Source organism: Arthrobacter sp. KKT183 (genome assembly GCF_055657625.1).
This window is the reverse complement of the sequence record NZ_CM145770.1, coordinates 1,743,894-1,758,497: the sequence shown is the minus strand read 5'-3', so window position 1 is coordinate 1,758,497 and position 14,604 is coordinate 1,743,894. Positions and strand designations below refer to the sequence as shown.

The window sequence follows — 14,604 nt, the reverse complement described above, 5'->3', positions numbered from 1 at the left end:
GGATCAGGCGTGCCCGGCTGACTGCATCTGCCGCAGCTCCTTCTTGAGGTCTCCTACCTCATCACGCAAACGCGCTGCGAGCTCAAACTGGAGCTCTTCTGCCGCGGCATGCATCTGGGCGGTGAGCTGGCTAATCAGGTCTGTAAGGTCCTCTGCGGGGACCGCGGCCAGACCGTCATGCCGGATCGCTGAACCCTTGCCCTTCCCCTTGCCCTTGGCGGACTTCGCCGTCTTCTCCAGCAGCGCACGGGTATCGGCGTCTTCGCGGGCAATGGTGTCCGTGATGTCCGCGATGCGCTTGCGCAACGGTTGCGGATCCACGCCATGCTTGGTGTTGTAGGCCACCTGAATTTCACGACGGCGGTTGGTTTCCTCGATTGCCTTGGCCATCGAATCGGTGATCCTGTCCGCATACATGTGCACCTCGCCGGACACGTTACGGGCAGCACGGCCAATGGTCTGGATCAGCGATGTCGAACTGCGGAGGAAGCCCTCCTTGTCTGCATCGAGGATGCTTACCAGGGAGACCTCCGGAAGGTCCAGGCCTTCCCGCAACAGGTTGATACCGACCAGCACGTCGAAAGTGCCCATCCGGAGCTCACGCAGGAGCTCCACGCGGCGCAGGGTGTCGACATCGGAGTGCAGGTACTCGACCTTTACTCCGTGCTCAAGCAGATAACCGGTGAGGTCTTCCGCCATCCGCTTGGTCAGCGTGGTGACCAGGACGCGCTCGTTCCGCTCCACCCGGATCTGGATTTCTCCGAGCAAGTCGTCGATCTGCCCCTTGCTGGGCTTGATGATGACTTCCGGGTCCACCAGGCCGGTGGGCCGGATGATCTGCTGGACGTAGCCGTCTGACTTGCTGAGCTCATATTTTCCGGGCGTAGCCGACAGGTAGACGGTCTGGCCGATCCGCTCCAGGAACTCATCCCATTTCAGCGGCCGGTTGTCCATGGCGGACGGCAGGCGGAAACCATGATCCACCAGCGTGCGTTTACGGGACATATCTCCCTCATACATGGCACCGATCTGCGGGATGGTCACGTGGGACTCGTCCACGACCAGCAGGAAGTCGTCTGGGAAATAGTCAAGCAGGCAGTGTGGTGCGGTGCCGCCGATCCGGCCGTCGATGTGGCGTGAGTAGTTCTCGATGCCGTTGCAGAATCCCATCTGCTGCATCATCTCGAGGTCATAGGTGGTGCGCATGCGCAGCCGCTGAGCCTCGACGAGTTTGTTCTGCGATTCCAGCTCCTGAAGGCGTTCCCGCAGTTCATCCTCGATCCTGGTGATTGCCCGGCCCATCCGTTCCGGTCCGGCCACATAATGCGAGGCCGGGAAGACGTACATCTCCGTCTCCTCCCGGATGACCTCGCCCGTCAGCGGGTGCAGCGTGTAGATGCACTCCACCTCGTCACCGAAGAACTCGATCCGGATTGCCTGCTCCTCGTACATGGGAATGATCTCGACCGTATCTCCGCGCACCCGGAAGGTGCCGCGGTGGAAGTCCATGTCATTGCGCACGTATTGCATTGCGACGAACTGGCGCAGCAGGTCATCCCGGTTCATTTCCTGGCCGCGCCGGAGCGTGACCATGGCGGCAACATATTCTTCGGGAGTCCCGAGGCCGTAGATGCAGGAGACCGTCGCCACCACCACTACGTCCCGCCGGGTCAGGAGGGCGTTGGTGGCAGAGTGCCGGAGCCGCTCCACTTCCTCGTTGATCGAGGAGTCCTTCTCAATGAAGGTATCGGTCTGCGGAACGTAGGCTTCGGGCTGGTAGTAGTCGTAATAGGAAACAAAATATTCAACCGCGTTGTTGGGCAGCAGCTCGCGGAACTCGTTGGCGAGCTGCGCGGCGAGGGTCTTGTTCTGCACCATCACCAGGGTGGGCCGCTGCACCTGCTCGATAAGCCAGGCCGTGGTTGCACTCTTGCCGGTACCGGTGGCGCCGAGGAGCACGACATCCTTCTCGCCGGCATTGATGCGCTCGGACAGTTCCTTGATGGCAGTGGGCTGATCGCCGGCCGGCTGGTACTCACTGATCACTTCGAAAGGCGCGACAACACGGTTGATCTCCTGCGCAAGACTCATAGTCTTACGTTACCGTCCACCTGCGGACAACGACCGTCCGCAGAGGTGCTCTTTGCTGGAGGCTGAACGGACTGCTCAGCGTGGGAGGTACTGCTCGGGCGACCAGCCGGCGTCGTTCTTCCAGGTGGTCAACCTGGGCGCAGCGAACGTGGTGAACCAATCCTCCTTGCGGGCGGCATAGCCGGCGATGGTGGTGTCGTCGCGGTGGATTGCGGCGCACCGTTCCTTCTCGGCCGCGTAGGCCGCGAGCATGTCCGGATTGGTTCGCAGCCAGTCGCGGAATGCCAGGGCGTACTCCCAGCCCGGTGAACCCGCCACACGGACGTGCAGGTTGACTGGACGCCCCGGATCAGCGTTGCAGTGCAGCCGCTTCTGCCACTTCTCGGGTTCCGGTACTTCCGCGGTGGGAGTGTCCTGCCAGATACCGGGAAGGCGTGGAAACCCCGCTTCAGCCAGACGGTCGGAAAGACCGTCGGCGTCGTGAAGGGAAGCCACTGTCAGCTGCAGGTCCAGAACGTCCTTCGCCGGAAGCCCGGGAACGGAGGTGGAACCGATGTGTTCCACGCCCAGGACGCGCGGATCCACCCGCGTCAACCGCCGGATGAGCAGTGAGGCCTGCCGGGGCCAGTCCCCATCCTGAACCAGCACCGGCCCGCCCTGCCGTGCTGCCCGCTGCCGCTGGTCAATGTTGCGGGCGAAAGGAAGTATCCGCTTCGCCCACAAATGCTTGACCGCAGCGGCCAGGTCCGCGGGGTTTCCTGCATTGTGCAGCACCACGTCGGCTGCGGCATTGCGCGTCGAGGAGTCAGCCTGAGCCCCGACGCGTCCCAGTGCCTCCTGCTTGGTCATCGCGCGGTTCTCCATCATGCGGCGCACGCGCGTCTGTTGAGGGGCATCAATGACAAGCACCAGATGGAAGCTGTCCTCCTGTCCTGTTTCCACCAGGAGCGGGATGTCATGCACGACGACGGCACCAGCGGCGGCCGCGCGGGCGGCAGCTTCTGCTTTGGCCGCCTCGCGCCGCACGCGCGGGTGGATGATCGCGTTCAGTCGTGCCCGCGCACCGGGATCGGCGAAGATCCGCGCACCGAGTGCCGGCCGGTCCAGCGAGCCGTCCGGTAGAAGCACTTCGCTTCCGAAGGCGTCCGCAACCTCCCGCAAACCCTCCGTGCCCGGCTCCACTACAGCCCGCGCAAGCTGGTCGGCGTCAATGAGGACCGCTCCGAGTTCCTGCAGCGTCGACGCTGCCAGAGATTTGCCTGCGGCGATTCCACCCGTCAATCCAACTCTCAGCATGAACTTAAGGCTACCGCCGTCGTTGGCTATTGGGAGCGCAGCGGCGCCCGGGATGCCTACACTTGGACGGTGAGTGAGACGGCGGGAACGGTAGCGCGCTACACCAGGATCGCCGGCCACCACCGACATGAGTTGGAGATCCGCCGCTCCCGCTTCATCAAAGTCCTGCATAGGGTGGAGACCGAAACTGATGTCGTGAATCTCATTCACGGCCCGCGACTGCAGGCCGGTTGGAGAATGAGTTGAGGCGAGCAGGCATGATCATTGCGGCGGTGGATTATGAAGGGACGTTCACCGGGCTGACCGTCGCGGTGCAGGACGACCACGCAGCGCTGGATGCATTCCAGGGCATGCTGGCGGGGAACACCGCGGGAGAGCTGGCTGCGGAACCTGCCGGCTGGGAGTGGGCGGACTGTGTCTGACTTCCCCTTCACAGAGCTGCGGCGCCGGCCGGATATCGAGGCGGACAACCTTTTTGCTTACGATGCCACCGACAGACTGCTCCTCGACACCATGGTGGAACACCTGCCCGCCAGCGGCGGTGTCGCGGTAGTAGGTGATACCCATGGCGCGCTGACGTTGGGCGCCCAACACAGGGGAGCGCGGAAAGTACACGTCCACCAGGACCCGATCACCAGCGAACGCGCGTTGGATGCTAACGCCGCCCTCCTCGGTTTATCAGGGGAGTATGCCTTCCACCCGCTGGGACCGGACCTGTTCGACGGCGCCACGCTGGTTCTGCTGCAGCTGCCACGTTCCCTGGAAGCACTCGAAGAGATTGCCTGGCACATCGCGGCCGCTGCCTCGCCCAACGTCACAGTGCTAGCGGGCGGCCGGGTGAAGCACATGACACCGGCCATGAACCAGATACTCGGCCGATACTTCGGGGCGGTAACAGCCGGCTTGGCGAGGCAGAAATCCCGCGTGCTCACCGCCACCGGTGCCCTGCCTGTCGGTGCCTGCCCTTTTCCCACCACGGCGGAGTACGACGTCGGCCTCCCCCGGCCGCTGCAGCTGCGGGCCTGCGGAGGCACCTTCGGCGGTGCCAAACTGGATCCAGGGACGCGGCTGCTGCTGCAGCACCTTCATCATGCGCCGCCAGCTGCATCCGCCGTGGACCTCGGCTGCGGGAACGGCACTATCGCGGCGTATCTTGCGCTCACCCGTCCGGCGCTCCAGGTCACAGCGACTGACAGCTCGGCGGCCGCCGTTGCCGCCACCAGAGCCACAGCCGAAGCCAACGGTGTCAGCGGGCAGGTCGCCGTCGTGCGCGAAGATGGGTTGTCAGGACGATCCGACGCTGGAGACGAACTCATCGTCCTGAATCCGCCATTCCACTCCGGGCACACCGTACATGCGGGAATTGCGTTGAAGCTGTTTGCGGAGGCAGGGCGCGCACTGCGACCGGGCGGTGAGCTGTGGGCGGTGTGGAACAGCCATCTGCACTACCGGCAGGCGCTCGAGAGGCTTGTGGGCCCAACCAGGCAGGTGGCACGGGACCCGCGGTTCACGGTCACCGTGTCAACGCGTACACGTTAGTTCCGAGGTACGGTCCGATTAACCGTACGGTCCGATTAACCGTACGGTCCGATTAACGCAGGAAGCTCCCGCCCAATGGGCGGGAGCTTCCTGCGTTGAAAGGACCTAGTTTCCGGTCAGCTTCTCACGGAGTGCTGCCAGCGCCTCGTCGGATGCGAGGGTACCGGTGCCGGCGCCCGCATTCGTTTCCGGAGCCGGCTCCGAGGAGTAGCTGGTCGTGCCGGAGTCTGCAGGCTCGTTAGCTGCAGCAGCGTCGTCGTTAGCGTGCTGCTCAACCTGCTTCTTGTGGGACTCCCAGCGGGATTGAGCCTCAGCGTACTGGGCTTCCCAGGCCGCGCGCTGCGTCTCGTAGCCTTCAAGCCACTCGTTGGACTCGGGATCGAAGCCCTCGGGGTATTTGTAGTTGCCCTCTTCGTCGTACTCAGCGGCCATGCCGTAGAGAGCCGGATCGAATTCGGTGCTGTCGGCGTCGACGCCCTCGTTGGCCTGCTTGAGGGACAGCGAGATGCGGCGGCGCTCGAGGTCGATGTCGATGACCTTGACGAACAGCTCATCACCTACGGAGACAACCTGCTCAGCCAGTTCAACGTGGCGGACAGCCAGCTCGGAGATGTGGACAAGGCCCTCGATGCCGTCTTCAACGCGTACGAAGGCGCCGAACGGAACCAGCTTGGTGACCTTACCCGGAACAACCTGGCCCAGCGCGTGAGTGCGGGCGAAGGTCTGCCACGGATCTTCCTGGGTGGCCTTGAGCGACAGCGAGACACGCTCGCGGTCCAGGTCAACCTCGAGAACCTCGACGGTTACTTCCTGACCAACCTCGACAACCTCGGACGGGTGGTCGATGTGCTTCCAGGACAGCTCGGAAACGTGAACCAGTCCATCTACGCCGCCCAGGTCCACGAAGGCACCGAAGTTGACGATGGAGGACACGACGCCTGGACGAACCTGGCCCTTTTCCAGCTTGTTGAGGAACGTGGAGCGAACCTCGGACTGGGTCTGCTCAAGCCAGGCACGGCGGGACAGCACAACATTGTTGCGGTTCTTGTCCAGCTCGATGATCTTGGCTTCGATCTGCTGACCGATGTACGGAGCGAGGTCGCGGACACGACGCATTTCCACGAGGGAAGCGGGGAGGAAGCCACGCAGGCCGATGTCGAGGATGAGACCACCCTTGACAACTTCGATGACCGTACCGGTGACGACGCCGTCTTCTTCCTTGACCTTCTCGATGTCGCCCCAGGCGCGCTCGTACTGCGCACGCTTCTTGGAGAGGATGAGGCGGCCTTCTTTGTCTTCCTTGGTGAGGACAAGCGCTTCAACCTCGTCACCAACGGAGACCACGTCTCCCGGATCGACATCGTGCTTGATGGAAAGCTCGCGGGAAGGGATGACACCTTCGGTTTTGTAACCGATGTCGAGCAGGACTTCGTCGCGGTCAACCTTGACAACCGTTCCTTCGACGAGATCTCCGTCGTTGAAGTACTTGATGGTGGCGTCAATAGCTGCGAGGAAGTCCTCAGCGGTGCCGATGTCGTTGATAGCGACCTGCGGGGCACCTGGCTTCTCGGTGGTGGTGATGGTCATGTAGTTGGGGCTCCGTTGTGGATTATGAGTTGATCCGGACTCTTGCGGAACCCCGCGGAAAGGCACACCAAATATGTACCCACCGTGATGAGGAACCTGCCCGGATGCGGACAAATGGAAAATAAAAATATCGGATAAAGCTCATGCGGGACCCACCGTGCGTGGGACATGCTTACCCAGTCTAGCGTTGCGGCACAACGCCGGTCAAAGCGCCGGTCAGCGGCGGTGCGCAGTTCGTAGTTGGTGCAACGGTCGAACCTGCCGCCCCTCGAATTAGAAGTGTGTGATGCAGTACGGCTGACGGGAATGGGCGAACAACCGGTCCGCACTCTCCAGTACGTCGGCAGAGTTGGCCCTGATCCGGCCGGCACTTGCCAGCGTCGATGCGGTCACCCCACCGAGGTACAGCGATCCGAGCGCTGCGACATCCATGTCGAGGCCAACGGCGGCTTCAGCGCCAAGCCTCATCACGTCAGCCTTGCCGCCCCTCACTTCCAGGAGGAAAGCACCGTGCGCATGGCCCAACGGATCTTGCACGTGGAGCACCACCGAACCGTCGTGCTCATACGCCCTTGCTTCGAGGGCAGCCACCGGATCAAGGATGCGCAGCCACAGCACGTCTTCGTCGGACTTCAGTTCACGGCAGCGCCGGTCCGCCAGGGCCCACGGAAGCGGGTCAGAAACGGACGCCATAGTGAAGGTGACTCGCTCGATCAGGTCAAGGGACCCGAGATACCGCCACAGCTCAAGGTAGGCCGCCTCGGACACTGCTACCAGGTCCTTCACGCGCATGGTGTAGGGCGTTTTGTCCCAGCCGGCGAACGAGTAGGAGACAAAAGCGTCCGGGCGGCCGTCGTCGTCGTAATGGACAGCGGTGCGCAACGCCTTGTCCGGCTGCGGACGCTCCTCGCCCCAGAGGCCGGACGACCGGCGGGCGTACGCGTACTGGCGGCCGATGGATCCGAGCGTTCGGGCGTGGAAGCCGGCAAATATCTCCTGCGTGAGGTGGACGGCGGCGTCCGCGTCCACAACCTCCATCCGGCCGTACGACGGGGACGTGACCGCAAACCGCTCACGGACGTCCACCTCTACCGAGGTCGTGTGGGTGGCCGTTCCGAAACCGAACCGGCCGTAAATTGTTGCTTCGGATGCGGTCAGCGCCGCAAGAGCATGCCCGCGGTCTGCCGCTCCCTGCAGGTCCTCGGTGATCATGCGGCGAAGGAGCCCCCGTCGCCGGTGGGTTGCCCGGACCGTGACGGCCGTAATCAGGTGCGCATCAAGGAATTTGCCGCCGCCCACATTGAGCGAGTTCACCATGGTGCCGTAGGTGGCCACCGGAATGCGCGGGTTCCAGGCGTGAGGGCCGGGGTTGTCGTCGTACGCACCCCAGAGGACTCGCCCGTCCGCCGCGTGCGCCTCGGCGAGTTTCGGCAGGTCCTCAGCCTCGAGCCGCCCCTCGTGGAAGCCGAAGCTCACACCCTCGAACCAGGCGGCAAGTGCGCCGTCAGGAGAGGTGTCGGTGTCCGCGTCCACGGAGAAGGTCTCGATACGGGGTACTGCGGAGTCGGTCTGCGTTTGCGTGCTCACGAGAATCCACCCTAACCGTCCGCGCCCTGACGAACCATGCCTGGCTAGCCCCTGCGCCTAATGGGCAGCTTCGTGCCAGCTCGTACCGGTGCCGACCGAGACGTCGAGCGGAACGGATAGGTCCGCCGCACCGGCCATTTCAGCACGGACCAGCTGCTCAACTTCATCCCGCTCGCCGGGAGCGATTTCGAGCACCAGTTCATCGTGTACCTGGAGCAGCATCCGGGAGGTGAGCCCCCGGGACCGCAGTTCATTCTCGACGCCGAGCATAGCCTTCTTGATGATGTCCGCTGCTGATCCCTGGATCGGTGCGTTCAATGCTGCGCGCTCTGCCATCTCCCGCAGCTGCCGGTTGTCGCTCGAAAGGTCCGGCAGATAGCGCCGCCTGCCCTCGATGGTGGAGGTGAAACCGTCCTTCCGCGCCTGCTCGACGATTCCGCGCAGGTAGTCCCTCACAGCCCCAAACCTATCGAAGTAGTCGCCCATCAAGGTGCGCGCCTCGTCCACAGAAATGGCCAGCTGCTTCGAGAGGCCGAAGGAGCTCAAGCCGTACACCAGCCCGTAGGACATGGCTTTGACCTTCGAGCGCATGGCGTTGGTGACGTCCTCCGGAGCCACGTGGAAGATGTGCGAACCGACGAAGCGGTGCAGGTCCTCCCCCTCGTTGAATGCCTCGATCAGGCCCTCATCACCGGAGAGGTGCGCCATGATCCGCATTTCGATCTGCGAATAATCGGCGGTCATCAGGGACTCGTAGCCCGGGCCCACCACGAACGCCTCCCGAATTCTCCGACCCTCATCGGAGCGGATCGGAATGTTCTGCAGGTTCGGATTCATGGAGGAAAGGCGCCCGGTGGCGGCGATCGTCTGAACGTACGTGGTGTGGATACGACCGTCGTCCGCCACCGATTTGCGTAGTCCCTCCACCGTCTGGCGGAGCTTCGAGGCGTCGCGGTGCGCGAGCAGCTGCTCCAGGAAAGGGTGTCCCGTCTTGACGATCAGATCCGTCAGGGCATCTGCGTCCGTGGAGTATCCGGTCTTGATCTTCTTCGTCTTCGGCAGCGCAAGCTCGTCGAACAGCACAGCCTGGAGCTGCTTGGGAGAACCGAGATTGATTTCCTTGCCGATGATTTTGAAGGCTTCGGCGCTGGTGTTCGCCATGGTTGCAGAGAAGTCGTCGTAAAGGCGGTCCAGTCCGTCCACCGCGACGCTGATTCCCGTGAGCTCCATCCGGGCCAGTACCTCGGACAGGGGCAGTTCCAGTCCCGCGAGCAATTGGTTGGCTCCGCGCTCCACCAGCTGGCCCGCGAAATGCCTGCTCAGCTCGAGAGCGGCGTAGGCAGCGGCAACGGCAGGAGTGGCGACGTCCTCTTCCTCAAGCGCCAGCGCCTGCTGACCGCCGGCGGCAGCCGCCGCCGTCGGGAGGGTGAGCTTCAGATGGACCTGGCTGAGGTCAGCGAGTTCGTAGCTTCGTCGGTCGGGCTGGATGAGGTATCCGGAAATCGCAGTGTCATCGACCTCACCCGCAAGGGTGAAACCGCGGGCATGGAGCAGCTTGTAAGCCGCTTTGAAATCATGGACCACCTTGGGTGCATCCAGGTCCTGGAGCCACTGCGCGATGACGTGCTCCGCGTCAGCACCCAGTTCCTCGAACGGAACGTACACGGCTGCCGAAGCCGTCACGAGCGCCACCCCGATAGCTTCCTCTCCCCCGCTCGTGGACCGCGTGACAACCTGCACTGCCGCTGTTGCCTGATTGGTTCCGTTGAACCACCGGGTCAGTTCAGCGGCCGCTGTGATGATCTGGTGCTCCGGCGGTGCCATCTCATCCCTGGCGATGTCCGGCTCTTCCTCTCCGAAGAGATCGAACAGACGCTTCCTGAGCACATTGAACTGCAGCGCGTCGAACAGATCCTCGACGGCATCACGGTCAGGCCGCTGAGCGGCCGTGGCCTGCAGATCGACAGGGAGTTCCAGATCTGTCAGGAGGCGGTTCAGACGCCGGTTGCGCTTGACGTTCTCGATGTTCTCGCGGAGCGCATCGCCTACCTTGCCTCCGATGGCGTCAAGGTTCTCGATGATGCCCTCGAGGCCGCCATACTTCAGGATCCACTTGGCGGCTGTCTTCGGGCCTACTCCGGGAACGCCGGGGAGGTTGTCCGCCGTCTCCCCCACGAGCGCAGCGAGATCCGAGTACAGGTGAGGGGGAACGAAGTACTTCTCCTCCACGGCCTTGGCATCCATCTGCGGGATGTTGGTAACGCCCTGCTTGGGGTACAGGACCGTGACGCGGTCATTCACCAGCTGGAAAACATCGCGGTCCCCGCTAACTACCTGAACATCCCAGCCCCGCTCGGCCGCGCCGACTGCCAGAGTGGCCAGGACGTCATCAGCCTCGAAGCCTTCCATGGAGAGCGTGGGAATGCGCATGGTCTCAAGCACTTTGATGATGAGGTCAATCTGGCCGTGGAACTCCTCCGGCGTCCGCGAACGTCCGCCCTTGTACTCGGAGTATTCGGTATCCCGAAAGGTTGGCGTGTCGAGGTCGAAGGCAACGGCTACGTGCGTGGGCTCCTGGTCGCGCAACAGATTGATCAGCATGGCAGTGAACCCGTACACCGCGTTGGTGTGCTGGCCGGTGTCCGTGGAAAAGTTCTCGGCAGGCAGCGCGTAGAACGCCCGGAAAGCCATGGAATGGCCGTCAACGACCAGCAGGCGGGATCGCTCCAGCGTATTGACGGCAGCCGGCGCGGCGCCGGTCCCGACATCTGGTTGCACGCTGCCCTGCACGCCGGTGCGCTCGTCAGTCTGGACGGTTTGGTTTGTTTGGCTCACAGGTGCCAGCCTAGTTCCCATGGATGACAAATTCACTCCGGACGCAGGACCCGAGCGCTCCCACCCGTTCCTCGAGGAACTTACTGCCGCCGGCGTGCCGACGCACATGCACGACTGGCTGCGGGGACATGGCATTGGCCGGCTCGCTGCCAAGATGGGCATTGTTTTCCAGGAGATGAGTGCGGAGCGGATGGTCGCCACCATGCCTGTCGAGGGAAATCAGCAGGTAGCGGGCATCCTGCATGGCGGGGCGCACCTCGTCCTGGCCGAAACGCTCGGCTCCTTCGCAGCAGGAATCCATGCCGGGCCAGACCGGCAGGCAGTCGGCATCGAAATCGGCGCCACGCACCACCGGTCCGCCTCTGCCGGGCTGGTCACCGGCACCGCCGTCGCCATCCACCTGGGACGCACCCTTGCTACGCATGAGGTGGTTATGACGGATGAGGAGGGGAAGCGGCTTTCCACTGCCCGTATCACCAATCTGATCAGGGACGTGCGCCAGCCAAACGGGTGAAGCGGCGCTCAGGCGTAGGCTGCGGACGCGGCGGTTCCGATGCCCAGCACCCCGAGGACGCCCCCGGATGAAATCTCCAGATTCCGGGTGACGCGCGGCCGGTTCAGCCAGGCGTTTGCCTTGGCCGCAACGAGGCACAGACCTGCCAGATAGACCAGCACGATGAGTCCGAGGGTTGCCCCAAGCAGCATGGTGACAGCGAAGACTGACCCGTCCTTGGGGAGGAACTGCGGCACCACGGCGAGGAAGAACAGTCCCACCTTCGGATTCAGCATTGTGGAGGTCAGCCCGGCTGCACACGAACTCCAGGCCCGCGCACCTGCCATCTCCGCGCCGTCCGGAACGACAGCCGAAGATTTCTTCCCGTCTCCCCGGATGGCTTTGATTCCCAGATAAACAAGGTAGATGCCGCCGAGCACTTTCAGCCCCCGAAACGCGACCGCTGACTGTTCGATGAGGGCCGCAAGACCGACGGCGACCAAACCGGCCCAGGCAAGGTAGCCGACGGCGGAGCCGAAGGAAGCGGCGACACCGGAGGACAGCTTCCGGAGACTGAAGCGAAGAATGAGGAAGCTATCAGGGCCGGGCGTCACAGCCAGCACCACGCACAATCCGCAAAACGCCAGGTAGGAGGACATCGACATGTCTCCATTAGAAAGCATGTGGCGCCGTGATACCGCAATGAGTCGGAAGAACGACATTTTAACCCGGCGGTGCCCGAAGTGGGACTCGAACCCACACACCTTTCGATACTGCATTTTGAGTGCAGCGCGTCTGCCAATTCCGCCATTCGGGCCGTTCAATGCACCCAACGTGAGTTCCATGACTCATGAACCCCCGGGTGCGCGAATCTACTCTACATGCCGATAGGCTGTTCCAGTGAACCGGTGCACCGTGCCTTTTCGGCTGCGCTGCTGCACTCGGAAAACGCAGAATCATTGAACGCATACCTAGGAGCCACCAGTGTCTCAAAACCGCGACTCAGCTAACTCGAGCCCGGCGCGGCGCGTGATTGTCGCTGAGGACGAAACCCTCATACGCCTCGACATCGTGGAGATCCTGCGCGGCGAGGGCTATGACGTTGTCGCCGAGGCGGATAACGGCGAGAAGGCCGTTGAGCTGGCCAAGGAACATAAGCCGGACCTTGTGCTGATGGATGTGAAGATGCCGGTCATGGACGGAATCACCGCCGCTGAGCAGATCGTGAAGGCCCGCATAGCGCCGGTAGTCCTTCTGACTGCCTTCAGCCAGAAGGAGCTCGTGGAGCGCGCCCGTGACGCCGGCGCAATGGCCTACGTGGTCAAGCCCTTCACGCCTGCTGATCTGGTTCCTGCTATCGAAATCGCTCTCTCCCGCCACGAGGAAATTAAGGCCCTGGAGAACGAGGTCTCCGACCTCCAGGAGCAGTTCGCCACGCGCAAGCTTGTCGAGCGCGCAAAGAGCCTGCTCACCACGAAGATGGGGCTTACCGAGCCTGAGGCCTTCCGCTGGATCCAGAAGACGTCCATGGACCGCCGTCTGAGCATGCGTGAAGTTGCAGAAACCATCATCAACCAGGTCAATTAGGCTCTCCACAAAGCAGAGAAGGGACCTTGCCGCTGAGGCAAGGTCCCTTCTTCAGTCTGTGCCGGATTCAGTTCCTGGGCAGAGAGTTACTTGTGCTTGTTCTTGACCGGCCAGGGACCGACCTTCTCCTTGCTGGGCGAGTAGTGGTCAGGCAATTGTCCGGCGTCGGCGATATCGCCAACCTTATGCACCTTGATCGAGTTCGTTGAACCGGACTGTCCCGGAGGTGAACCCGCGGCGATGACCACGAGGTCATTCAGGTCCACCAGCTTTTGCTCGAAGAGCACCCGGTCCACCTGGGCGGTCATCTGGTCGGTGTGTTCCGCGTATTCCACGAGCATCGGCTGCACACCCCAGATCAGCGACATCGTGTTGAGAGTTGACTGCGACGGAGTGAAGGCGAAGACAGGCTTCGTCGGGCGAAGGCGGGACAGGCGGCGTGCGGAGTCGCCTGACTGGGTGAAGGTACAGATGTACTTCGCATCCAGCTGGTCGGCGATTTCCACGGCTGCGCGCGTAATGGCGCCACCGCGTGTTTTCGGCTTGCTGCCCAGCGGGGGTACGCGGTCAAGTCCATGCTTCTCGGTGGACTCGATGATGTCCGCCATGGTGCGCACCGTCTCGATCGGGTACTTTCCAACGCTGGTCTCTCCGGACAGCATGACCGCGTCAGCGCCGTCGAGCACTGCATTGGCGCAGTCCGAAGCTTCGGCGCGGGTAGGACGGGGATTGTCGATCATTGACTCGAGCACCTGGGTGGCGACGATGACCGGCTTGGCCCAGCGGCGGGCGAGCTCAACGGCTCGCTTCTGCACAATGGGGACGTCCTGAAGCGGCAGCTCCACACCGAGATCGCCTCGCGCCACCATGATGGCGTCAAAGGCATCGATGATCTCTTCTATCGCGTCGACAGCCTGCGGCTTCTCGATTTTGGCGATGACCGGAACGCGCCGGCCCTCCTCATCCATAATCTCGTGGACGCGGTCGACGTCGGCTGCATTCCGTACGAAGGACAGCGCCACCATGTCGACGCCACGCTGGATCGCCCAACGGAGGTCTTCCTCGTCCTTGTCGCTCAACGCCGGAACATTGACTGCCACACCGGGCAGGTTGATGCCCTTGTTGTTGGAGACTGCGCCGCCCACGGTGACCTCGGCGGTTACCTTGGTGTCGTCGACCGCAACGGCGACCATCGCTACCTTGCCGTCGTCGATCAGCAGGGTGTCGCCGACGTTGACGTCCTGCGGCAGTCCCTTGTGGGTGGTCGAGCAGATCTCGGCGGTGCCCTCGACGTCCTCGGTGGTAATGGTGAACGTGTCACCCGGAAGCAGCACGTGGGGTCCGTCGACGAAGCGGCCCAGCCGGATCTTAGGGCCCTGCAGATCCGCGAAAATTCCAACGGGGCGGCCGAGTTCCTCAGCCGCCTTCCGTACAAACTCATAGGTCTGGTTGTGCACGGTGTGGTCACCGTGACTCATGTTCATACGGGCGACATCCACCCCGGCCTCAAGTACTGCGAGGGTGTTCTCATAGCTCGCGATTGCCGGGCCGAATGTGGCCACTATCTTTGCGCGTCTCATAAACCTTGC

At 62.9% G+C, this 14,604-nt stretch carries 11 protein-coding genes and 1 tRNA gene; 4 read left to right on the top strand and 8 right to left on the bottom strand.

Features of this window, described 5'->3' with window-relative positions:
- Positions 1–3 precede the first annotated feature (3 nt).
- Together uvrB and coaE are read right to left on the bottom strand one after the other, a co-directional pair.
- Positions 4–2,091 carry an excinuclease ABC subunit UvrB gene (gene uvrB, locus ACZ2GY_RS08405; protein ID WP_471673495.1) on the bottom strand — a complete coding sequence of 696 codons (2,088 nt, stop codon included), beginning with the start codon at positions 2,089–2,091 and terminating at the stop codon, positions 4–6.
- Between the two features lie 75 nt (positions 2,092–2,166).
- Complete coding sequence (gene coaE, locus ACZ2GY_RS08400) at positions 2,167–3,597, bottom strand: dephospho-CoA kinase (RefSeq protein ID WP_471673494.1); 1,431 nt, start codon at positions 3,595–3,597, stop codon at positions 2,167–2,169.
- Between the two features lie 47 nt (positions 3,598–3,644).
- On the opposite strand from coaE, the gene ACZ2GY_RS08395 reads away from it, so the two are divergent.
- Together ACZ2GY_RS08395 and ACZ2GY_RS08390 are read left to right on the top strand one after the other, a co-directional pair.
- On the top strand, positions 3,645–3,809 hold the full coding sequence (locus ACZ2GY_RS08395; protein ID WP_277357200.1) for a hypothetical protein: 165 nt from the start codon (positions 3,645–3,647) through the stop codon (positions 3,807–3,809).
- On the top strand, positions 3,802–4,926 hold the full coding sequence (locus ACZ2GY_RS08390) for a class I SAM-dependent methyltransferase (RefSeq protein ID WP_471673493.1): 1,125 nt from the start codon (positions 3,802–3,804) through the stop codon (positions 4,924–4,926). Before ACZ2GY_RS08395 ends, ACZ2GY_RS08390 begins: the two co-directional genes overlap by 8 nt.
- A 105-nt stretch (positions 4,927–5,031) precedes the next feature.
- Here the strand turns inward: ACZ2GY_RS08390 and rpsA are convergent, their stop codons facing one another.
- The 3 genes from rpsA to polA all read right to left on the bottom strand — a co-directional run bounded on the left by rpsA (position 5,032) and on the right by polA (position 10,791).
- A complete protein-coding gene (gene rpsA / locus ACZ2GY_RS08385; RefSeq protein WP_056547515.1) occupies positions 5,032–6,513 on the bottom strand; it encodes a 30S ribosomal protein S1 in 1,482 nt (493 codons plus the stop codon).
- A gap of 273 nt (positions 6,514–6,786) precedes the next feature.
- A complete protein-coding gene (locus ACZ2GY_RS08380) occupies positions 6,787–8,100 on the bottom strand; it encodes a GNAT family N-acetyltransferase (protein WP_471673492.1) in 1,314 nt (437 codons plus the stop codon).
- A gap of 57 nt (positions 8,101–8,157) precedes the next feature.
- Complete coding sequence (gene polA, locus ACZ2GY_RS08375; protein ID WP_404800682.1) at positions 8,158–10,791, bottom strand: DNA polymerase I; 2,634 nt, start codon at positions 10,789–10,791, stop codon at positions 8,158–8,160.
- Positions 10,792–10,954: 163 nt separating this feature from the next.
- Between polA and ACZ2GY_RS08370 the strand changes: the two genes are divergently transcribed.
- Entirely contained in the window at positions 10,955–11,449 is a 495-nt protein-coding gene (locus ACZ2GY_RS08370) for a PaaI family thioesterase (protein ID WP_056547511.1), read from the top strand.
- 8 nt (positions 11,450–11,457) lie between these two features.
- On the opposite strand, the gene ACZ2GY_RS08365 is transcribed toward ACZ2GY_RS08370, so the two are convergent.
- Together ACZ2GY_RS08365 and ACZ2GY_RS08360 are read right to left on the bottom strand one after the other, a co-directional pair.
- On the bottom strand, positions 11,458–12,087 hold the full coding sequence (locus tag ACZ2GY_RS08365) for a LysE family translocator (RefSeq protein WP_471673491.1): 630 nt from the start codon (positions 12,085–12,087) through the stop codon (positions 11,458–11,460).
- 76 nt (positions 12,088–12,163) lie between these two features.
- Positions 12,164–12,245: transfer RNA gene (locus ACZ2GY_RS08360), tRNA-Leu, on the bottom strand.
- A gap of 167 nt (positions 12,246–12,412) precedes the next feature.
- Here ACZ2GY_RS08360 and ACZ2GY_RS08355 point away from each other — a divergent pair.
- Positions 12,413–13,015 carry an ANTAR domain-containing response regulator gene (locus ACZ2GY_RS08355; RefSeq protein WP_056547505.1) on the top strand — a complete coding sequence of 201 codons (603 nt, stop codon included), beginning with the start codon at positions 12,413–12,415 and terminating at the stop codon, positions 13,013–13,015.
- A gap of 86 nt (positions 13,016–13,101) precedes the next feature.
- Here ACZ2GY_RS08355 and pyk read toward each other — a convergent pair whose 3' ends face one another.
- Positions 13,102–14,595 (bottom strand): pyruvate kinase, encoded by a 1,494-nt coding sequence (gene pyk, locus ACZ2GY_RS08350; RefSeq protein WP_277357205.1) that lies wholly within the window; start codon positions 14,593–14,595, stop codon positions 13,102–13,104.
- Positions 14,596–14,604: the final 9 nt, after the last annotated feature.

Coding starts and splice junctions, on each gene's coding strand:
- ACZ2GY_RS08395 (WP_277357200.1), top strand. CDS start 3,645: ATGATCATTGCGGCGGTGGATTATGAAGGGACGTTCACCGGGCTGACC.
- uvrB (WP_471673495.1), bottom strand. CDS start 2,091: ATGAGTCTTGCGCAGGAGATCAACCGTGTTGTCGCGCCTTTCGAAGTG.
- ACZ2GY_RS08365 (WP_471673491.1), bottom strand. CDS start 12,087: ATGTCCTCCTACCTGGCGTTTTGCGGATTGTGCGTGGTGCTGGCTGTG.
- pyk (WP_277357205.1), bottom strand. CDS start 14,595: ATGAGACGCGCAAAGATAGTGGCCACATTCGGCCCGGCAATCGCGAGC.
- polA (WP_404800682.1), bottom strand. CDS start 10,791: ATGGCTTTCCGGGCGTTCTACGCGCTGCCTGCCGAGAACTTTTCCACG.
- ACZ2GY_RS08370 (WP_056547511.1), top strand. CDS start 10,955: ATGGATGACAAATTCACTCCGGACGCAGGACCCGAGCGCTCCCACCCG.
- rpsA (WP_056547515.1), bottom strand. CDS start 6,513: ATGACCATCACCACCACCGAGAAGCCAGGTGCCCCGCAGGTCGCTATC.